The organism is Mycobacterium sp. 852002-51057_SCH5723018 (assembly GCF_001667035.1).
GTDB lineage: Bacteria > Actinomycetota > Actinomycetes > Mycobacteriales > Mycobacteriaceae > Mycobacterium.
Genome location: NZ_LZIR01000040.1, coordinates 124,705 through 143,700, shown reverse-complemented (window position 1 = coordinate 143,700; position 18,996 = coordinate 124,705). Strand labels below are relative to the sequence as shown.

Here is an 18,996-nt window from a genome sequence, read left to right as displayed (position 1 = left end):
GAGCGTGGGGCTGGCTTCGCGCTCGCCACCAACGCCACCCAAGCCGAAATGCCATCGACACACCGCTGTGCAACAGTGTTGGCCGTGCCGTCGTATCTGTTGCGCATCGCGCTGGCCGACCGCCCGGGCAGCCTGGGCTCGCTGGCCGTGGCGCTCGGCTCGGTGGGGGCCGACATCCTGTCGCTCGACGTGGTGGAGCGCAGCTCGGGCTACGCGATCGACGACCTGGTCATCGAGCTGCCGCCCGGGGGAATGCCGGACCGGCTGATCACCGCCGCCGAGTCGCTCCCCAACGTCCGCGTGGACAGCGTTCGCCCGCACACCGGGTTGCTGGAAGCCCACCGCGAGCTGGAGCTGCTCGATCATGTCGCCGCGGCCGGCGACAACGCGTCGCGGCTGCAGACGCTCGCCGACGAGGCGCCCAAGGTGCTGCGCGTCAGCTGGTGCACGGTGTTGCGCAGTGATCACGGAGAGCTGCACCGCCTCGCGGGCAGCCCGGGATCCCCGGAAACCAAGGCGGATTCGGCGCCGTGGCTGCCGATCGAGCGCGCCGTGACGCTGGACAACACCGGCGAGTGGGTGCCCGCGGCGTGGCGGGACATGTATATGACCATGGTCGCCGCGCCGTTGGGCGACCCGCACACCGCGGTGGTGCTGGGCCGTCCCGGCCCGGAGTTTCGGCCGTCGGAGGTGGCGCGGCTCGGCTACCTCGCCGGGATCGTGGCCACCATGCTGCGCTGAACCGCTACTCCGAACCGTCCGCCGGACCTTCGTCCAGCAACCGGCGAAACCCGTCCTCGTCGAGGATCGGCACCCCGAGTTCCACCGCCTTGTCGTACTTGGAGCCCGGCGAGTCGCCGGCGACGACGTAGTCGGTCTTCTTCGACACCGACCCCGCGGCCTTGCCGCCACGCGCCACGATCGCCTCCTTGGCGTCATCGCGCGAAAAACCCGTCAGCGAACCGGTGACCACGATGGTCAGGCCCTCGAGCGTGCGGGGCACGCTGGCGTCGCGTTGGTCGGCCATCCGCACCCTGGCCGCCTGCCACTTGTCGACGATCGCGCGGTGCCAGTCCACGGTGAACCACTCGGTGACCGCCGCGGCGATCGTCGGGCCGACGCCCTCGACCGCGGCCAGCTGCTCGGTCGACGCCGACGTGATGGCTTTGAGGCTGCCGAATTCGGTGGCCAGGGCGCGGGCGGCGGTCGGCCCGACGTGCCGGATCGACAGCGCCACCAGCACCCGCCACAGCGGCTGCGCCTTGGCCTTGTCCAGGTTGGCCAGCAGGCGCGCTCCGTTGGCCGACAAGCCGCCGGCCTTCGTCCGGAACAGCTCGGTGCGCAACAGGTCGTCCTCGGTGAGCGTGAACAGGTCTCCCTCGTCGGCGATCACCCCGGCCTGCAGCAGCGCGATCGCGGCCTCGTAGCCGAGCCCCTCGATGTCCAGCGCTCCGCGCCCGGCGACGTGAAAAACCCGCTCCCGCAACTGCGCCGGGCACGACCGGGCGTTGGGGCAGCGGATGTCGGCGTCGCCCTCCTTCGCCGGGGCGAGCTGGGTGCCGCATTCGGGACACGTTGTGGGCATGACGAATTCGCGTTCCGAGCCGTCGCGCAGGTCGACAATGGGACCGAGCACCTCGGGGATCACGTCGCCGGCCTTGCGGATCATCACCGTGTCGCCGATCAACACGCCCTTGCGCTTGACCTCGGCGGCGTTGTGCAGGGTGGCCAGCCCCACCGTCGAACCGGCGACCTTGACCGGCGTCATGAAGGCGAACGGGGTGACGCGCCCGGTCCGCCCGACGTTGACGCGGATGTCGAGGAGCTTGGTCTGCACCTCCTGGGGCGGGTACTTGTAGGCGATCGCCCAGCGCGGCGCCCGCGAGGTGGCCCCTAGCCGGCGCTGCAGCGCAACGTCGTCGACTTTGACGACGACACCGTCGATTTCGTGGTCCACGTCGTGGCGGTGCTCGCCCCAGTAGGTGACGCGCTCGAGCGCGCCGGCAACGTCGTCGACCCGGGTGGTGTGCTCGGAGACGGGCAGCCCCCAGGCGCCCAGCGCGAGGTAGGCGTCGTGCAGGGTGGCCGGCCGGAAGCCTTCGGTGTGGCCCACGCCGTGGCAGATCATCCGGAGCTTGCGGCGCGCGGTGACCGCGGGGTCCTTCTGGCGAAGCGAACCCGCGGCGCTGTTGCGCGGGTTGGCGAAGGGCGTCTTGCCGTCCTCGACCAGCGCGGCGTTGAGCGCCTCGAAGTCGGCGAGCCGGAAGAACACCTCGCCCCGCACCTCGAGAACGTCGGGGATGGGGTAACTTTCGCTGACCGTCAGGCGTTCGGGGACTTCGTCGATGGTGCGGGCGTTGAGGGTGACGTCCTCGCCGGTGCGCCCGTCGCCGCGGGTCGCGGCCCGGACCAGCCGGCCACCGCGATAGACCAGGGCCAGCGCGACGCCGTCGATCTTGAGCTCGCACAGATACGGCACCTCGCCACCGACCTCGGCGCGGACGCGGGCCGCCCACAGCTCGAACTCCTCGGCGCTGAACACGTTGTCCAGGGACAGCATTCGCTCCAGGTGCTCGGCCGAGGTGAAATCGGTGGCGAAGCCGGCGCCGCCGACGAGCTGGGTCGGCGAATCGGGCGTGCGCAGCTCGGGATAGCGCTGCTCGAGGGCTTCCAGCCGGCGCAGCAGCTGGTCGAACTCCGCGTCGGAGATGATCGGCGCGTCCCGCACGTAGTAACGGAATTGGTGTTCGCGGACCTCTTCGGCCAGTTCACGCCATTCCCGCCGAACCTCGGGCGCAACCGGATCAGCCTCTGGCGAACTCACCTTCGCAGGCTATCGGAGCGCGCCGACAGGCCGGACTGCGGCGCGTCGGTCACATCTGCCACACGCGCCTCTCGCGGAGCCGGTACGCAATTTGTCCGCCTCGGCGCGACACTGGGCTCCCACCCGGCGAATTGTCGCGCTGAGGCGGACAAAAAGACACATGCACCCCGAGCCGGGACGGGTGTGGCGCATGTGGCGGACGGTTGCGGCCGGCTCAGTCCTCTTCGTCCTCTTCGACGTAAGCCCGCAACCGCTCCACCGCGGCGTCCCATCGGCGCGACAACTGGGTGAGGTAGTCACTGGCCCGGGCCAGCGGCTCGGTCTGCACCGTCCACACGCGTTCGCGGCCGCGCCGGCTGCTGGTGACCAGTCCGGCATTCTCCAGCAGAGCCAGGTGCTTGCTGGCCGCCTGCCGGGTGACCGGAATGACGCCGGTGACTTGCGATGTCGAGCTGGGCCCCAGTTCGCACAGCCGGACGATGATGCGCAGCCTGTTGGGATCGCCGAGCGCGTCAAAGAGCGGCGCGCCGACAGCGCTCATACCCGGGCGTCCTGCAGATACCTGCGCACCAGATCGGTCTGGATGGCCCAGCCCTCGGAGTTCGACTCGAACGCCGACGAGCGCCGCGCCGCGGGGATGGCGTCGAAGCCGGATTCGGTGATGGTGAGCAGCACGCCGTCGGGCGTCTCCGACAGCGCGAACTCGACCAGCGTCGTCGCGTCCTCGTCGACATCCGGCTCGCCCGCGCACGGTTGCCAGCGGTAGGCGAACCGCCGCGGCGGTTCGATGGCGACGATCTGCCACGTGCTCCGCACCCCGGCGTGCGGTTCCTGGCGCTTGGCGACCTGGTCGTCGACGGTGGTCGGGGTGATGGTCGCGGTGACGGGCTGGCCGGCGACGAACGGCCCGTCGAAGCGCACGCCGAACCAGCGGCCGAAGTGCTCGGCGTCGCTGACGGCACGCCACACCCGGTCCAGCGGCGCGCGCAGCAGTACTTGCTTCTCTATGCGATCAGTGCTCATATGCAACCTCCTGGTTGCGTATCACTACACCACACGGAACCCGCGAGACGCAACCTTTTGGTTGCAGAACTAGATCGCGTCGGGGTCTTCGGTAAACCTTTCGGCGGCCTTGCGGGCGAGCGAGATCGCGGTGCGGGCCCACTGCGGTGTCGCACCCGCCAGGCCGCACGCCGGGGTGACGCCGATGCGGTCGCGCAGCGCGGAGCGCTCGAAGCCGAGCCGGTCGGTCACCGCGACCACGGCGCGCGCCACCTCCTCCGTCGAGGGCCGCCGCTCCGGGGCGTCGGTGTCGACCACGCCCAACATGACGGTGCGGCCCGATTCGACGAACGCGGCGATGCCGTCCAGATCCGGTGCCCGCAACGCCCCGGCGGCCACGGATATCGCGCTAATTGCGCTGCGCTGCAACAGAACCCACGGCAGCTCGGGGGCACAGCAGTGCAGCATCACCTCGCCACCCACGGTAGCGACGCAGGCGTCGAGCAGCGTGACGGCCACCGCCGCGTCGAGCGCGGCGATCGGGCTCAGCGTCGTCACCCCGGAAAGCCGACCGCCCAACGCCGCCGGAAGCGACGGCTCGTCGAGCTGCACGACCACCGGGGTGTCGAGTCGCCGGGCCAGCGCCGCGCGGTGCGCGGCCACACCTTCGGCCAGCGACGCCGTCAGGTCGCGCACGGCCCCGGAATCGGTGATGGCCCGGTGGCCGTTGGCCAGCTCGAGCCCGGCGGCCAGCGTGATCGGCCCGGGCGCCTGCACCTTGACCACGCGCCCGCCGCCGCGCAGCCCGGCCGTCTCCCAGGCCTCCTCCAGCGCGTCCATGTCCTCGTCGAGCAGGCTGACGGCGCGGCGGGTCACCGCGCCGGGCCGGGCGGCGATGCGGTAGCCGCGCGGCACCGTGTCGATCGCCACGTCGACCAGCAGCGCGCCCGCGCGTCCGAGCACGTCGGCGCCCACTCCCCTGGCGGGCAGCTCGACGATGTGGGCCAGCGCATCCGCCAACTCACCGACGACCACCTCGGCGGCCTCCCGCGCGGCGGTGCCGGGCCAGGATCCGACGCCGCTGGCCCTGGCGAAAGCATGCGCGAAATCACTCACCGCCCAACCGTATTCGACGCCACGTTGCACACCGGTCGCCAGGGGGTGCGCCGGCTAGTAGGTTCATCCCAAAGAAGGTGCAAACGGTGTGGCGCATGGCAAGACAGACAAGGCGGCTCCTGCTGTTGTGCGGGTCGGGCGCGGTGCTGCTGGCGGCGGCGTGCACCCGGGTGGTGGACGGCGCGGCGGTGCCGGGATTCGGCCCGGCCGCCAAGGGCGTTCACGGCGTGAACGTCGACACCGTCCTGCTGGACCAGTCCCGGATGCGCGCCATCACCGGCGCCGGCGAGCACCTGACGATCATTCCCTCGATGGACGGCAGCCGCCCGGTGGACATCGACACCCTCGCCGAGAGCACGCCGAAGGAGTGCCGGTTCCTCTACGCCGAGACGGCGACGTTCGGGCCCGATGTCGAGGAGTTCCACAAGACCACCTTCCAGGACCCACCCGACGGCGCCTTGATCTCCGAGGGCGCCGCGGCGTATTCCGACGCCGACACCGCGCGCCGCGCGTTCGGCACGCTGGTGCACACAGTCGGCGACTGCGCGGGCGGCTCCCCGGGCCAGTTGCTCGTCGGCGACTGGAAGGCCGAAGGCGCCACACTGCACCTGGGGCCCGGCGGGTGCGGCCGCGACTACCGGGTCGCGTCAGTGGCCCTGCTCGAGGTCACATTCTGCGGCTTTCCGCAGTCGGTGTCAGACATCGTGATGACGAACATCGCCGCCAACATACCCCGCTAGCTTCACCAGTGCGCCGTCGTCAGCAGCTCGAAATTCGGGTGGCCGCACTTGATCCACATCGCCACATGTAGGACGGTGACGGCCGCCGAGACCGCCAGCGCCGAGACCGCGAGGCCGAAACCGTTCTGCTCGCGCCGCTTGACCTGGTGCAACCCGACGAGGGCGAGGATGGCGCTCAGCACCGGGCTGCCGTACATGCCCATGAGGCTCAGCACGAAGGCCGCGATGACGAGGGCGTTGGTTTGGACGGACGGCACCTCACGCGCCGCGACTTGCTGCGTGCTCACGTCTGTTGGCTCCTTTCCTGGTGTCAGGAAAAGGATCGGAAACAGCCCTTGGCGGATCCTCAACGAATTCTTGGAGAGGAGAAATCCCGGCAGCGATCAGCGCGACGTGGCGGCGATGGTGGCGCTGCCCAGCACCTCGTCGCCGTCGGGGTCCGGGCGGTACAGCGCCAGGGTCTGGCCGCGCGCCACGCCGCGGAGCGGGGTACACAACCGCACGACGAGCTCGTCCCCGACCAATTCGGCGACGGCTCCGGCCGTTTCACCGTGCGCCCGGACCTGAACCGCGCACTCGATGGGCCCTTGTGGTCTTACGCCTGCGGTGAAAACCGGGGACCGCCCGGCCAGCGCGTGCACGTCGAGGTCGGCGGCCTCGCCGACCCGCACGGTCCCGCTATCGGGATCGATCGCCGTCACGTAGCGCGGGCGGCCGTCGGGCCCGGGCCCGGCGATGCCCAGGCCCTTGCGCTGACCGATGGTGAAGCCGTGCACGCCGTCGTGGCTGGCGAGCACCGCGCCGTCGGCGCCGACGACGCTGCCGCGCCGAATCCCGATGCGCTCGCCCAGGAAGGCGCGGGTGTTCCCGGACGGGATGAAGCAGATGTCGTGGCTGTCCGGCTTGTCGGCGACGGCCAGGCCGCGACGGGCCGCCTCGGCGCGGATGCGGGGTTTGGGGGTGTCGCCGATCGGAAACGCCGCGTGGCACAACTGTTCGGCGGTCAGCACGGCCAGCACGTAGGACTGATCCTTGTCGCGATCGACGGCGCGGCGCAGCCGGCCGCCGGAGAGCCGCGCATAGTGGCCGGTGGCCACCGTGTCGAAGCCCAGCGCACGCGCTTTGGCGGACAACGCCGAGAACTTGATCCGCTGGTTGCACCGCACGCAAGGGTTCGGTGTCTCGCCGCGGGCATACGACTCGACGAAGTCGTCGATCACGTCGGCCTCGAACTTCTCCGCGAAATCCCAGACGTAGAACGGGATTCCGAGCACGTCTGCGACGCGGCGTGCGTCGGCGGCGTCTTCTTTGGAGCAGCACCCCCGCGAGCCGGTACGCAGCGTGCCGGGTGCGGTCGACAGCGCCAGGTGTACGCCGACCACGTCGTGACCGGCTTCGACCATGCGGGCGGCGGCGACCGACGAGTCGACGCCGCCGCTCATCGCGGCGAGAACCTTCACTTACGAGGCCCCCGCGGCGGCCAGCGCTGCCCGTCGAGCCCGGTCCACGGCCCCGGGAAGCACCGCCAGCACCGCGTCCACGTCGGCGTCAACGCTGGTATGCCCCAACGAGAGCCGCAACGACCCGCGGGCGCTGGCCGGGTCGGCGCCCATCGCGATCAGCACGTGCGACGGCTGCGCCACGCCGGCGGTGCAGGCCGATCCGGTCGAACACTCGATCCCGTTGGCGTCCAACAACATCAGCAGCGCATCGCCCTCGCAGCCGCGGAACGTGAAGTGCGCGTTGCCCGGCAGCCGCAGCGGGTCGCGGGCGCCGTTGAGGCTGACGTCGTCGATGCCCGCCAATACCCCGTCGACCAGCCGGTCCCGCAGCGCCCGCAGCCGCGCGCTGTGCGACTCCAGCCCGTCCACCGCGATCCTGGCCGCCGCCGCCATTGCGACGGCGCCGGCGACATCGGGGGTCCCCGAGCGGATGTCGCGCTCCTGCCCGCCGCCGTGCAGCAGCGGAACGCAGGCCACGTCACGGCGCAGCAGCAACGCGCCCACCGCCGGCGGACCGCCGAACTTGTGCGCGGTGACGCTCATCGCCGACAGCCCGCTGGCGGCGAAGTCGACGGGCAACTGCCCCACCGCCTGAACGGCGTCGCTGTGCATCGGCACGCCGAATTCGGCCGCCACGGCGGCCAATTCGCCGACCGGCAGCACGGTGCCAACCTCGTTGTTGGCCCACATCACCGACACCAGCGCGACGTCGTCGTGGCTTTCCAGCGCGTCGCGCAGCGCGGCCGCCGACACCGAGCCGTCGGCGGCGGTGGGCAGCCAAGTCACCTCGGCGCCTTCGTGTTCGACGAGCCAGTTCACCGAGTCCAGCACGGCGTGGTGTTCGACCGCGCTGGTGATGATGCGCCGGCGCAGCGGCTCGGCGCCTCGCCGGGCCCAATAGATGCCCTTGAGGGCCAGGTTGTCGCTCTCGGTGCCGCCCGCGGTGAAGATCACCTCTGACGGGCGCGCGCCCAGCTTGTCCGCGATCAGCTCCCGGGATTCCTCGATGCGGCGCCGGGCCGTCCGGCCGCTGGTGTGCAGCGACGACGCGTTGCCGACGGTGCCGAGCGCGGCCGTCATCGCCTCGACGGCGGCGGCGTGCATCGGGGTGGTGGCGGCGTGATCCAGGTAGACCATGACGCGCCCCACGATACCGGGCCGGCCCGGCAACGATGCAGGCCGGAACGGCCTGAGGAGGCGGCGGGCCAATCTGGCGCAGCCAGAGTGCTTAGGCCACCAGCACGTGGCGTGGACCGCGGCGCTGCGGCACCCCGACGCCCACCGCCGACTGGCAGCGGCGGGCCAGCACCCGCCGATCGGTGCCCGGCAGCTGCAGGGACTCGACATGCACGTGCGCCCAGGTGCGGCGCACGGTGACCAACCGGCAGATAGACCGCCACAAGGTGTCGTCACCGACGAAGGCCGGAGCGGTCGAGACGCTGCCGTCGACGTGGTGGTAGGTCAGCCGAAGCGGCTGCACCGGGCGGCCGGCGTCGATCGCGGCCTGGAACATCGCCGGGTAGAACGACCCGCATGCCACGCCGCACCAGGTAGTGCCCTCGGGGAAGGCCACCACGGTCTGACCTGCGCGGAGTCGGTGCGCGACGGCGTCTACCACCTCGGGCAGCCGCCGCAGGCTGGCCCGCTCGATGGGGATGATCCTGAGCAGGCGCGCCAGGCGCCCGGCGAACATGTCAGCGCGGGCGACGAACGATCCCGGTAGCACCGAACCGATCGCGAAGACGTCCAGCCAGGACATGTGCGGGCTGACCACCAGGACTCCACGCAGGTTCCGGATCGGACTGCCCGAAACCTTGATCCGCACCCCGAAGCAGCGCAACACGACGCGGCAGTAGAAGCGCTGCACCCGCACCTGACCCGGCAGTGGCAACGCCACCAGCGGCACCCCCGGCGCCAGCAGTAGCGCCAACGTCAGGCGAAGCGTTACCCGGAGCACCACCCGCCACCGCGAGGACGCGGGGCCGACACCGACACAGCTGCTGTCGCAGGTCGCGCGCGGCAGCCAGGCGTGGGTGGTGACGGGTGTTGCTATGGGAGCGCTCATCGTGCGCCGCCGGCCATCTCGGCCACCGCCGATACGGAGCGCAGTCGCTTGAGATATCGGGTGTCGGCTTGTCGCTTGTCCAGCAGCACGCAGAAGTCGCCGACGCCGAAGTCCGGGTCGTGCGCCGGCTCGCCGCAGACCTGTGCGCCCAGCCGCAGGTAGCCCCGCATGAGCGCCGGAACCGACGGCCGCGGCGGGGCGGGGATGTCGTCGAGGGCCCGCCCGTCGACACGCACCGGCCGATGCGGTTGGACGCGGAACTGCGGCGGCGCGGCGTGCCGGCTCAGGATGAAGTCGCGGACGCCGCGCAGCTGGCTGCCCGGCACCTGGACACCCGCACCGTCGGATTCGTCGCCGATCGGCACCGAGACGCAGCCGGTCACGTAGTCGTAGTCGTAGCGGTCCAGGTAGGCCAGGATGCCCGCCCACATCAGCAGCACCACGCCGCCGTTGCGGTGACCGTCGCGCACCACCGCGCGTCCCATCTCCACCAGCGAGGGCCGCAGCGTGTCGAAGGCGCGGACGTCGAATTCCGTTGCGGTGTAAAGCCCCCCGGCGGCGATGGCCCCGGCCGGCGCCAGCATCCGGTAACACCCGACCAGCTCACCGGTGTCGTCGTCGCGGACCAGCAGATGGTCGCAGTACTCGTCGAACCTGTCCACGTCGATGTGGTCCGTGCGGGTGGTCGGCAGGGCGAAGCCGGGTGTGCTGGTGAACACGTCGTACCGGAGCCGCTGCGCCGCCTCGATCATGCTGGGGTCGGTCGACAACAGCAGCGAGTAGCGCGGACCAGACGAGCTGGTCGGCACCCCCTCCGGCTTCTCGCTGGCTATCAGGACAGAAGCAATGCTCATGGAAAACAACGTGGCGTAATCGATGAGCTAATCGGCATCGCCGCTGTGACGTGTCGGTGCACGTCAGATGACGAAATGTGGCGAAAGTCCGCCTTCGGCCAGCAGACGCAAATGCCCCCGACACGCCGGGCGTGCGGGGGCTTTTGCGTCTGCTCGCGCTAGGAACTCAGCCCTTGCGGGCCTTGATCGCCTCGGTCAGCTGCGGGGCGACCTTGAACAGGTCGCCGACCACGCCGTAGTCGGCGATCTCGAAGATGGGCGCCTCTTCGTCCTTGTTGACCGCGACGATCGTCTTCGAGGTCTGCATGCCCGCGCGGTGCTGGATCGCGCCGGAGATGCCCAGCGCGATGTAGAGCTGCGGCGACACCGTCTTGCCGGTCTGGCCGACCTGGAACTGGCCCGGGTAGTAGCCCGAGTCGACCGCCGCGCGCGACGCGCCGACGGCCGCACCCAGCGAGTCGGCCAGGGCCTCGACCACATTGAAGTTCTCCGCGCTGCCGACGCCGCGGCCACCGGACACCACGATGGTGGCCTCGGTCAGCTCCGGCCGGTCGCCGGCGACCGCGGGCTCGCGGGCGGTGATCTTGGTGGCGTTCTCGGCCGGGGCCGGCACCTCGACGGTGACCTGCTCACCGGCCGCGGCCTGCGGCTCGGCGTCGACGGCGCCGGCCCGCACGGTCATCACCGGGGTGTCGCCGTTGGCCTGGGCCTCGACGGTGAACGCGCCACCGAAGATGGAGTGCACGCCCTTGTTGCCTTCCTTCACCTCGACGATGTCGACCAGCAGGCCGGAACCGATCCGGGCGGCGAGCCGCCCGGCGATCTCCTTGCCGTCGGCGCTGGCGGCCAGCAGCACGGCCGCCGGCGAGTTCGACTCGGCCAGCGAGGCCAGCACGTCGACCACCGGGGTGATCAGGTACTTGTCGGCGTCGTCGGACTCGGCGACGTAGATCTTGGCGGCGCCGGCCTCCTTCAGCCCGTCGGCCAGCGGAGCCGCCGTGCCGGGCGCGCCGACCACGACGGCGGCCGGCTCGCCCAGCGCGCGGGCGGCGGTGATCAATTCGGCGGTGACCTTCTTCAACGCGCCTTCGGCGTGCTCGACGAGCACCAAAACTTCAGCCATGGGTATTTCGCTCTTCTCGTCGTGTCTGGGATCGGTGCTAGATGATCTTCTGGGCGACCAGGTACTGGGCGATCTGGCTGCCGCCCTCGCCCTCGTCGGGGACCTTCTCACCCGCGGTCTTCGGCGGCTTGGGCGTCGACGACAGCACGGTCGACCCGGCGTTGGCCAGCCCGACCTCGTCGGACTCGACCCCGATCTCGGCCAGGCTCAGCACCGTGACCTCTTTCTTCTTGGCGGCCATGATGCCCTTGAAGGACGGGAAGCGCGGCTCGTTGATCTTCTCGGTCACGCTCACCACCGCGGGCAGGCTGGCCTCGAGGGTGAAGACGCCGTCATCGGTCTCCCGCTCGCCGGTGATCTTGCCGCCCTCGACCGACAGCTTGCGCAGGTGAGTGAGCTGCGGCAGGCCGAGGTACTCGGCGATGACGGCCGGCACCGCGCCACCGACACCGTCGGTGGCCTCGTTGCCGGCGATGACCAGCTCGGTGCCCTCGATGGTGCCCAGGGCCCGCGCCAGCGCCCATCCGGTCTGGACGACGTCGGAGCCGTGTAGGCCGTCGTCCCTGAGGTGCACGGCCTTGTCGGCGCCCATCGACAGTGCCTTGCGGATCGCCTCGGTCGCCCGCTCGGGACCCGCGGTCAGCACGGTCACCGACCCCTCGACGCCGTCGGCGGCTTCCTTCTCCCGGATCTGCAGCGCCTCTTCCACGGCGCGCTCGTTGATCTCGTCCAGCACCGCGTCGGCGGCCTCGCGGTCCAGCGTGTAATCGCCGTCGGTGAGCTTGCGCTCCGACCAGGTGTCTGGGACCTGCTTGATCAGGACCACGATGTTCGTCATGAGTGTGGCTCGTCCTCCTCGAAGGAGTCCCACGGCGGCCGGCCGCGGGACCTCGGTCACGCACTTTTTAACTGCACTTACGTGTTACTGACGGGTAACTTTGTGCGGTCTGCTCTCACACCATAGCGGGTCGTAGTGCAGGTTCTTTCGCCCTGTCTGCCGCTCCGGACGGGAGTGCCCGCTTCGCGGTTCGCGAATCGGACACTTCGCGTTAGCCTGCCTATGCAATGAGCGCATTCCTGCCCGACGGTCCCCCAAACGACCCCGCCGACACCGCGTCGGCGGCCTCGCCCGAGGCCCCAGCGGTGCTGACGCTGACGGGCGAGCGCACCATCCCCGATCTCGACATCGAGAACTATTGGTTTCGCCGCCACCAGGTCGTTTACCAGCGACTGGCGCCGCGCTGCGCCGGCCGTGAGGTGCTCGAGGCCGGCTGTGGCGAAGGGTATGGCGCCGACCTGATCGCCGGCGTCGCGCGCCGGGTGGTGGCGGTCGACTACGACGCCGCCGCGGTGGCCCATGTTCGCGCCCGCTACCCCAGCGTCGAGGTCATGCAGGCCAACCTGGCCGAGCTGCCACTGCCCGACGCCTCGGTGGATGTTGTGGTCAATTTCCAGGTGATCGAGCACCTGTGGGATCAGCCACAGTTCGTCGCCGAGTGCGCGCGGGTGCTGCGCCCCTCGGGGCTGCTGATGATGTCCACCCCCAACCGGATCACCTTCTCGCCGGGCCGCGACACCCCGATCAATCCGTTTCACACCCGCGAGCTCAACGCCGAGGAGCTGACCGAGCTGCTCGTCGACGGCGGCTTTGGCCCGGTCTCGATCAGCGGCCTGTTCCACGGCGCTCGCCTGCGGGAGATGGACGCCCGCCACGGCGGGTCGATCATCGACGCGCAGATCCAGCGGGCGATGGCGGCTGACCCCGGGGCACCGTGGCCGCCGCAGTTGGCGGCCGATGTCGCCGCGGTCACGTGCGACGACTTCGACCTGGTGGAAAGCGGGGTCGAGGCCTCAGGACAGCGGGATATAGATGACAGCCTCGACCTCGTCGCGATCGCGGTGCGCCCGTGAACGCGCCCGCGAGCCCGGTGCCGGGGATGTTCACCCTGGTGCTGCACACCCATCTCCCGTGGCTGGCCCACCACGGCCGCTGGCCCGTCGGCGAGGAATGGCTCTACCAGTCCTGGGCGGCGGCCTACCTGCCGCTGCTGCGGGTGCTGCGCACGCTGGCCGAGGAGGACCGGCACCGGCTCATCACCCTCGGCGTCACCCCGGTGGTCAACGCGCAGCTCGACGACCCGTACTGCCTGGACGGCATGCACCACTGGCTGGCGAACTGGCGGTTGCGGGCGACCGAGGCGGCCAGCGTGCGGTCGATCCCGAGATCCAAGTCGGCGGGTTACCAGTCGTGCACGCCGGAAGCATTGCGGGCCTTCGGGATTCGTGACGGCGCCGAGGCCGACCGGGCGCTCGACGACTTCGCCACCCTGTGGCGCCACGGTGGCAGCCCGCTGCTGCGCGGCCTGATCGACGCCGGCGCGGTGGAGCTGCTCGGCGGCCCGCTGGCCCACCCCTTCCAGCCGCTGCTGGCGCCGCGGCTGCGCGAGTTCGCGCTGCGCGAGGGCCTGGCCGACGCGCAGCTGCGGCTGGCCCACACCCCGGGCGGAATCTGGGCACCCGAATGCGCCTACGCCCCGGGCATGGAGCACGACTACGCCGCCGCGGGTGTCACGCACTTCATGGTCGACGGGCCGTCGCTGCACGGCGACACCGCGCTGGGCCGGCCCGTCGGCGACACCGACGTGGTCGCGTTCGGGCGCGACCTGCAGGTCAGCTACCGGGTCTGGTCGCCGAAGTCCGGCTACCCCGGGCACGCCGCCTACCGCGATTTCCACACCTACGACCACCTGACCGGGCTCAAGCCGGCCCGGGTGACCGGCCGCAACGTGCCGTCCGAGGCCAAGGCGCCCTACGACCCCGAGCGCGCCGACCGCGCGGTCGACGTGCACGTCGACGACTTCGTCGAGGTGGTCCGCAGCCGGCTGACGAGCGAGTCGGAGCGCATCGGCCGGCCCGCGCACGTGGTCGCCGCCTTCGACACCGAGCTGTTCGGCCACTGGTGGTACGAGGGCCCGACGTGGTTGGAACGGGTGCTGCGCGCCCTGCCGGCGGCCGGCGTGCGGGTGGGCACGCTGAGCGACGCGATCGCGGCCGGGTTCGTCGGCGACTCCGTCGCCCTGCCGCCCAGCTCGTGGGGCTCGGGCAAGGATTGGCAGGTGTGGGCCGGCGAGAAGGTGGCCGACCTGGTGCAGCTCAACACCGAGGTGGTCGACACCGCTTTGACCACCGTCGACAAAGCGCTGTCCCAGAACGCGTCGCTGGACGGGCCGCTCCCCCGCGACCGCGTCGCCGACCAGATCCTGCGCGAAACGCTGCTGACCGTGTCCAGCGACTGGCCGTTCATGGTGAGCAAGGACTCGGCCGCCGACTACGCCCGATACCGCGCGCACTTGCACGCGCATGCCACCCGCGAGATCGCGGGGGCGCTGGCCTCGGGCCGCCGCGACAGCGCGCAACGCCTGGCCGACGGTTGGAACCGGGCCGACGGCCTGTTCGGCGCCCTGGACGCGCGTAGGCTGCCCAAGTGAAGTTCTGCTTGCCCCGCGAGCGTGCGCGTCTGTACGACGACACGCCGTGCCGGGTGGCATTTTGCGCACGCTCACGACCGAGAGGGCGGGCGTGAAGATCCTGATGGTGTCGTGGGAGTATCCGCCGGTGGTGATCGGCGGGCTGGGCCGCCACGTCCATCACCTGTCGACCGCACTGGCCAACGCGGGGCACGACGTCGTTGTGCTGTCGCGCCGCCCCTCGGGCACCGATCCCAGCAGCCACCCGTCGTCGGACGACGTCGCCGAGGGCGTCCGGGTGATCGCGGCCGCGCACGATCCGCACGAATTCACCTTCAGCAACGACATGATGGCCTGGACCCTGGCGATGGGTCACTCGATGATCCGCGCCGGGCTGGGCCTGAAGAAGCCGCGCACCGAGCGTCCGTGGCGTCCCGACGTGGTGCACGCACACGACTGGCTGGTGGCCCATCCGGCCGTCGCACTCGCCCAGTTCTACGATGCGCCAATAGTTTCCACTATTCACGCCACCGAAGCCGGCCGGCATTCCGGCTGGGTGAGCGGGCCGCTGAGCCGTCAGGTGCACGCGGTCGAGTCGTGGCTGGTGCGTGAATCCGATTCGCTGATCACGTGTTCGGCGTCGATGGCCGACGAGATCACCGAGCTGTTCGGCCCCGGCCTGGCCGGAATCACGGTGATCCGCAACGGCATTGACGCGGCGCGCTGGCCGTTCGCGGCCCGCCGGCCGCGCACCGGCCCGGCCGAACTGCTCTACCTCGGGCGGCTGGAATACGAGAAGGGCGTGCACGACGTCATCGCGGCGCTGCCCCGGATCCGGCGCACGCATCCCGGCACCACGCTGACCGTCGCCGGGGAGGGCACCCAGCAGGAGTGGCTCATCGATCAAGCACGTAAACACCGGGTGCTCAAGGCGACTCGGTTCGTCGGGCACCTGGGCCACGCCGAACTGCTGGCGCTACTGCATCGCGCCGATGCGGCGGTGCTGCCCAGCCACTACGAGCCGTTCGGGCTGGTGGCCCTCGAGGCCGCCGCCGCCGGTACCCCGCTGGTGACCTCCAACATCGGCGGCCTGGGCGAGGCGGTGATCAACGGGCAGACCGGAGTGTCCTGCCCGCCCCGAGACGTGGCGGCGCTGGCCGAGGCGGTGCGCACCGTGCTCGACGACCCAGCGGCCGCGCAGCGGCGCGCACGCGCCGCCCGCCAACGGCTCACCTCCGACTTCGATTGGGGCACGGTCGCATCCGAGACCGCGCAGGTCTATCTGGCGGCCAAGCGCGGGGAACGTCAGCCGCAGCCGCGGCTGCCCATCGTCGAGCACGCGCTGCCGAACCGCTAAGCCGCTTACTCGGCATCCCGGCCCGCGCGGCTGCGCCGGTAGGCGCGGGCGCGCAGGTCGGCGAGCCATCCGGGGGAAAGGCTCAACCCGGGCGGAGTATGGACGACCGGATCGAACGACACGTCCTCGGCCGGGTCCGGGCCGACCGCAGTGGTCAACGTCAGCCTGGCCAACGGCGTGAAATCGGCCCTGCCGCAGGCCTGGTCGATGGCGAACTCGATGCCGCCGCCCCGGATCGCTTCCCGGACAGTCTCCAGAGACAACCCAGAACCGTTGACATCGCTTATGGTTCGGGCCCTCAGCCACCAAATGCCTCCGCGATAGCGCAGGGGCATCAGGCTGGTCAGCGTCTGGCCCGTCCACGACGTGGTCGGCCGCAGGGCCACCGCCCGCGCCAGCACACCGGAGCCCGAGGAGACCAGCAGGATGTCCCACGGCGTCGCAGCCACCTCCCGCGGTGCGACGCGGATCGCCAGGCCGATGAAGTCGGGCCACGCGCCCGGGGTCCCGACGGCCTTCGAGATTCGGGCGACCACGTCGGAGGACGGGATCGGCAACCCCTGGGCCGCGGGCGCGACGCGTTCCATGGAGCCTTTGGCCAGGACACCGACCGGATGGAAGAACCGGCGGCCGCGAAGGGCGGATCCCCACTGGAAGGGCGTAGCGACAAGATCGGAAACGTTCACCGGCGCCGAGTTCCCGTTCTCGGCCGAGAGAAACCCGAGAGAAACCCGAGAGAAACGTCGTCCTACCGGCCGGCCGGGCGCAGACCCGGCAACGGCTGCTGCCCGCCGCGCGCACGGGTGTCGATGTAGACCTGCGCCATCACCGCCTGCCACGATTCGATCGCGGGCGCCGATCGCCACATGCCCTCGTACAGCCCCACGATCATGGCGCCGTTGTCGTCGGTCAGCGCGTACACGGGACCGCCGAAGTCGCGGCTGTCGACGGCCATATCGGCGATGACGAAGCGGCCGTTGCTGACCGGTCCCACGGTGCCGCATTTCTGGCCGCCCGCTACCCGGAATTGGCACACCGGCAGGCCCTGTTGCGCGCTCAGCGCGGGCGTCGAGTGCAGATGGCGCCCGGTCGGCAGCAGATCCGTGGCGGCGACATCGGGCGCCACCGCGATGACTTCGTATTCGACGGCCGCCGCGACTTCCGCCGAGACGTCGCCGGAGGTCTGGCGGCGGGCAACCACCACCGTTCCGAGCAGATTCTTGTCGCGGTCGGTGACCAGTGACCCCTCATCGCACTGACCGGTGCTCAGCGCGACCCGCAGCCGCGGCTCGACGAACCCCACCATGCAGGCCGTACCACCCTGATAGATCTGCATGCCGGGATACACCGTCGCGCCCGGGCTGGCCCCGGCCGGCGCGCACGCGCCCGCACACATGATGGTGAATGCAACTGCGATCGCTGACCGAAAGTATCGGCCGCACGTCGCTTCCATTGGGCCACACCGCCCTTCGCATCCCACGGGGATCCGCCGGCTGGTTGTTACCGCGTCACATACCCGCTCTGGGCGCTACCAAACCACCGAGGGAGTCGGCATCCGGTGCGCGCCGGACGGCGTTGTTCGACTTTGGTTTTCCGCCGCCAACCTGCGGAAATCGGCGTAGAATGCCGGGAAGGTTGAGTCCACAGCTTCTTGCCTTCCGGAGCGGCGTGTGCTGCACCACCACTCCCCCGCAGCGTGATCGACGGGCATTCACATGAGCGCTATTCATCCCACGGGTACACCCGACCAAGGCCAACCTGACCGCTGCCGGTACATGGCCGACTTCAACGGCGCGCGACTGTTCGTTTACGCGCGCAGCCTGGGCACCGTCCTGCGCATTGACGGCGAGATCGACGCCTCGAATGCGTCGCACGTCGCCCGAGCGATTCGCCGCTTCGCCCGGCTGAAAACCCCGTTGATCCTCGATTTGAGTCACCTCGATTTCCTGAGCCTTGACGGGTTCCGAGCGCTGCAGGTGCTCAACCACGAACATCAGCAGACCCGGGTGCACTGCAGCGTGGTCGCCGGGGCCGCGATGCGCCCGCTGCTCGGCATCGTCGGCGACCACGGTTTGCCCGTCGTCGGGTCGGTGGCCGAAGCCCTTCAGCTCATCGAGGACATCGTCCGGTCACGCCGCGGGTTCCTCTCCGACATGGTCCAGGACCGAGAGACCAGGCACCTGGCCGCGCGTCGCAGCGATCCCGTACTGAGGCCGTAAAGCCCTAGGCACCTTCAATTTTCGCGTGCTGGGCCGCCAAACCCGACCCCGCGGCAAGCTCGGCCCGAGGAGCGGTGGGTTCTGTTAGGTCTTTCGTGAGGCGCGCGGATACGCTGTGGGTCTGATGAAGGATGCGGGTAGGTGACGAAGCGCCGCGCACACGACCCACCGCCGAGCCGCGGCGAGCTGGAGAAGCGGCTGTCGGCCGACATGCGCGCGATCACAGCGCAATCGGATCGCCTGGGCCGCCACTTCGCGCGCCAGAATGACTTGGGTACCACCGACTTTCACGCGCTCCTTCACATCATGGTCGGTGAAACCGCGGGTGCGCCATTGACCTTGGCGCAGCTGCGCCAACGTTTGGGCGTGTCGTCCGCGGCGATTACCTACCTCGTCGATCGAATGATCGACGAGGGGCATATTCGACGCGAACCCGACCCCGACGACCGACGAAAGTGGTTGCTGCGCTACGAGGACCGCGGCATGGCTACGGCGCAGGCCTTCTTCGCGCCGCTGGGCGCTCATCTGCGAGCAGCCATGGCGGATCTCAGCGATAGGGACCTCGCTGCCGCCCACCGCGTTTTCACCGCAATGATCGCTGCGATGTCGACATTCGAGGGCGAGCTCGTCAACGACTCACCCCAACGCGCGGCGCGCCGCTAATACCCAGCGGAGTCCCGCTTCAGCTGGATTGCTAAAGCTATTTAATGTTTAAGTAACTGAAATT

20 protein-coding genes are annotated in these 18,996 nt (G+C 70.3%); 7 read left to right on the top strand and 13 right to left on the bottom strand.

Features of this window, described 5'->3' with window-relative positions:
- Window positions 1-84 precede the first annotated feature (84 nt).
- Window positions 85-741, top strand: coding sequence for an amino acid-binding protein (locus A5764_RS09835; RefSeq protein WP_156664596.1), 657 nt, complete (start codon window positions 85-87; stop codon window positions 739-741).
- A gap of 4 nt (window positions 742-745) precedes the next feature.
- Here the strand turns inward: A5764_RS09835 and ligA are convergent, their stop codons facing one another.
- The 4 genes from ligA to A5764_RS09815 all read right to left on the bottom strand — a co-directional run bounded on the left by ligA (window position 746) and on the right by A5764_RS09815 (window position 4,942).
- The gene (gene ligA, locus A5764_RS09830) at window positions 746-2,824 is read right to left on the bottom strand and encodes an NAD-dependent DNA ligase LigA (RefSeq protein WP_067112271.1); all 2,079 of its coding nucleotides are present in this window, start codon (window positions 2,822-2,824) and stop codon (window positions 746-748) included.
- Window positions 2,825-3,038: 214 nt separating this feature from the next.
- Window positions 3,039-3,365 (bottom strand): helix-turn-helix transcriptional regulator, encoded by a 327-nt coding sequence (locus A5764_RS09825; RefSeq protein ID WP_067112268.1) that lies wholly within the window; start codon window positions 3,363-3,365, stop codon window positions 3,039-3,041.
- Entirely contained in the window at window positions 3,362-3,847 is a 486-nt protein-coding gene (locus A5764_RS09820; RefSeq protein ID WP_067112265.1) for an SRPBCC family protein, read from the bottom strand. Before A5764_RS09820 ends, A5764_RS09825 begins: the two co-directional genes overlap by 4 nt.
- 69 nt (window positions 3,848-3,916) lie before the next feature.
- The gene (locus tag A5764_RS09815) at window positions 3,917-4,942 is read right to left on the bottom strand and encodes a methionine synthase (protein ID WP_067112350.1); all 1,026 of its coding nucleotides are present in this window, start codon (window positions 4,940-4,942) and stop codon (window positions 3,917-3,919) included.
- Window positions 4,943-5,037: 95 nt separating this feature from the next.
- Between A5764_RS09815 and A5764_RS09810 the strand changes: the two genes are divergently transcribed.
- Window positions 5,038-5,682: a sensor domain-containing protein gene (locus A5764_RS09810; protein WP_067112347.1), complete on the top strand. Its 645-nt coding sequence runs from the start codon at window positions 5,038-5,040 to the stop codon at window positions 5,680-5,682.
- Between the two features lie 2 nt (window positions 5,683-5,684).
- Here the strand turns inward: A5764_RS09810 and A5764_RS09805 are convergent, their stop codons facing one another.
- The 7 genes from A5764_RS09805 to A5764_RS09775 all read right to left on the bottom strand — a co-directional run bounded on the left by A5764_RS09805 (window position 5,685) and on the right by A5764_RS09775 (window position 12,064).
- Entirely contained in the window at window positions 5,685-5,969 is a 285-nt protein-coding gene (locus A5764_RS09805) for a hypothetical protein (protein ID WP_067112262.1), read from the bottom strand.
- A 96-nt stretch (window positions 5,970-6,065) separates the two neighbouring features.
- Window positions 6,066-7,142: a tRNA 2-thiouridine(34) synthase MnmA gene (gene mnmA, locus A5764_RS09800; protein WP_156664595.1), complete on the bottom strand. Its 1,077-nt coding sequence runs from the start codon at window positions 7,140-7,142 to the stop codon at window positions 6,066-6,068.
- Window positions 7,143-8,321: a cysteine desulfurase family protein gene (locus A5764_RS09795; protein ID WP_067112259.1), complete on the bottom strand. Its 1,179-nt coding sequence runs from the start codon at window positions 8,319-8,321 to the stop codon at window positions 7,143-7,145. It lies immediately after the preceding gene.
- A 91-nt stretch (window positions 8,322-8,412) separates the two neighbouring features.
- Window positions 8,413-9,249 carry a 1-acyl-sn-glycerol-3-phosphate acyltransferase gene (locus A5764_RS09790; RefSeq protein ID WP_067112256.1) on the bottom strand — a complete coding sequence of 279 codons (837 nt, stop codon included), beginning with the start codon at window positions 9,247-9,249 and terminating at the stop codon, window positions 8,413-8,415.
- Window positions 9,246-10,103, bottom strand: coding sequence for a GNAT family N-acetyltransferase (locus tag A5764_RS09785; protein WP_067112253.1), 858 nt, complete (start codon window positions 10,101-10,103; stop codon window positions 9,246-9,248). The genes A5764_RS09790 and A5764_RS09785 overlap by 4 nt, the downstream gene beginning before the upstream one ends.
- Before the next feature lie 166 nt (window positions 10,104-10,269).
- Window positions 10,270-11,226 (bottom strand): electron transfer flavoprotein subunit alpha/FixB family protein, encoded by a 957-nt coding sequence (locus A5764_RS09780; protein WP_067112250.1) that lies wholly within the window; start codon window positions 11,224-11,226, stop codon window positions 10,270-10,272.
- A gap of 37 nt (window positions 11,227-11,263) precedes the next feature.
- Complete coding sequence (locus A5764_RS09775; RefSeq protein ID WP_067112248.1) at window positions 11,264-12,064, bottom strand: electron transfer flavoprotein subunit beta/FixA family protein; 801 nt, start codon at window positions 12,062-12,064, stop codon at window positions 11,264-11,266.
- A 227-nt stretch (window positions 12,065-12,291) separates the two neighbouring features.
- On the opposite strand from A5764_RS09775, the gene A5764_RS09770 reads away from it, so the two are divergent.
- The 3 genes from A5764_RS09770 (at window position 12,292) to A5764_RS09760 (ending at window position 16,050) form a co-directional block, all read left to right on the top strand.
- The gene (locus A5764_RS09770) at window positions 12,292-13,137 is read left to right on the top strand and encodes a bifunctional 2-polyprenyl-6-hydroxyphenol methylase/3-demethylubiquinol 3-O-methyltransferase UbiG (RefSeq protein WP_067112245.1); all 846 of its coding nucleotides are present in this window, start codon (window positions 12,292-12,294) and stop codon (window positions 13,135-13,137) included.
- Window positions 13,134-14,714: a glycoside hydrolase family 57 protein gene (locus A5764_RS09765; protein ID WP_067112242.1), complete on the top strand. Its 1,581-nt coding sequence runs from the start codon at window positions 13,134-13,136 to the stop codon at window positions 14,712-14,714. The genes A5764_RS09770 and A5764_RS09765 overlap by 4 nt, the downstream gene beginning before the upstream one ends.
- A 91-nt stretch (window positions 14,715-14,805) precedes the next feature.
- The gene (locus tag A5764_RS09760) at window positions 14,806-16,050 is read left to right on the top strand and encodes a glycosyltransferase family 4 protein (RefSeq protein WP_067112341.1); all 1,245 of its coding nucleotides are present in this window, start codon (window positions 14,806-14,808) and stop codon (window positions 16,048-16,050) included.
- Window positions 16,051-16,055: 5 nt separating this feature from the next.
- On the opposite strand, the gene A5764_RS09755 is transcribed toward A5764_RS09760, so the two are convergent.
- Window positions 16,056-16,736 carry a phosphodiesterase gene (locus A5764_RS09755; protein WP_067112239.1) on the bottom strand — a complete coding sequence of 227 codons (681 nt, stop codon included), beginning with the start codon at window positions 16,734-16,736 and terminating at the stop codon, window positions 16,056-16,058.
- 62 nt (window positions 16,737-16,798) lie between these two features.
- Window positions 16,799-17,503, bottom strand: coding sequence for a hypothetical protein (locus tag A5764_RS09750; protein ID WP_067112236.1), 705 nt, complete (start codon window positions 17,501-17,503; stop codon window positions 16,799-16,801).
- 322 nt (window positions 17,504-17,825) lie between these two features.
- On the opposite strand from A5764_RS09750, the gene A5764_RS09745 reads away from it, so the two are divergent.
- Both A5764_RS09745 and A5764_RS09740 read left to right on the top strand, forming a co-directional pair.
- The gene (locus tag A5764_RS09745; RefSeq protein WP_067112233.1) at window positions 17,826-18,269 is read left to right on the top strand and encodes an STAS domain-containing protein; all 444 of its coding nucleotides are present in this window, start codon (window positions 17,826-17,828) and stop codon (window positions 18,267-18,269) included.
- Window positions 18,270-18,410: 141 nt separating this feature from the next.
- Window positions 18,411-18,932 (top strand): MarR family winged helix-turn-helix transcriptional regulator, encoded by a 522-nt coding sequence (locus A5764_RS09740; RefSeq protein ID WP_067112230.1) that lies wholly within the window; start codon window positions 18,411-18,413, stop codon window positions 18,930-18,932.
- Window positions 18,933-18,996 lie beyond the last annotated feature (64 nt).

Excerpts from the sequence above, each read along its gene's own strand:
- A5764_RS09825 (WP_067112268.1), bottom strand. The coding sequence starts at position 3,365 with ATGAGCGCTGTCGGCGCGCCGCTCTTTGACGCGCTCGGCGATCCCAAC.
- A5764_RS09780 (WP_067112250.1), bottom strand. The coding sequence starts at position 11,226 with ATGGCTGAAGTTTTGGTGCTCGTCGAGCACGCCGAAGGCGCGTTGAAG.
- A5764_RS09770 (WP_067112245.1), top strand. The coding sequence starts at position 12,292 with ATGAGCGCATTCCTGCCCGACGGTCCCCCAAACGACCCCGCCGACACC.
- A5764_RS09785 (WP_067112253.1), bottom strand. The coding sequence starts at position 10,103 with ATGAGCATTGCTTCTGTCCTGATAGCCAGCGAGAAGCCGGAGGGGGTG.
- A5764_RS09775 (WP_067112248.1), bottom strand. The coding sequence starts at position 12,064 with ATGACGAACATCGTGGTCCTGATCAAGCAGGTCCCAGACACCTGGTCG.
- A5764_RS09820 (WP_067112265.1), bottom strand. The coding sequence starts at position 3,847 with ATGAGCACTGATCGCATAGAGAAGCAAGTACTGCTGCGCGCGCCGCTG.
- A5764_RS09745 (WP_067112233.1), top strand. The coding sequence starts at position 17,826 with ATGGCCGACTTCAACGGCGCGCGACTGTTCGTTTACGCGCGCAGCCTG.
- A5764_RS09750 (WP_067112236.1), bottom strand. The coding sequence starts at position 17,503 with ATGGAAGCGACGTGCGGCCGATACTTTCGGTCAGCGATCGCAGTTGCA.
- A5764_RS09790 (WP_067112256.1), bottom strand. The coding sequence starts at position 9,249 with ATGAGCGCTCCCATAGCAACACCCGTCACCACCCACGCCTGGCTGCCG.
- A5764_RS09795 (WP_067112259.1), bottom strand. The coding sequence starts at position 8,321 with ATGGTCTACCTGGATCACGCCGCCACCACCCCGATGCACGCCGCCGCC.
- A5764_RS09810 (WP_067112347.1), top strand. The coding sequence starts at position 5,038 with ATGGCAAGACAGACAAGGCGGCTCCTGCTGTTGTGCGGGTCGGGCGCG.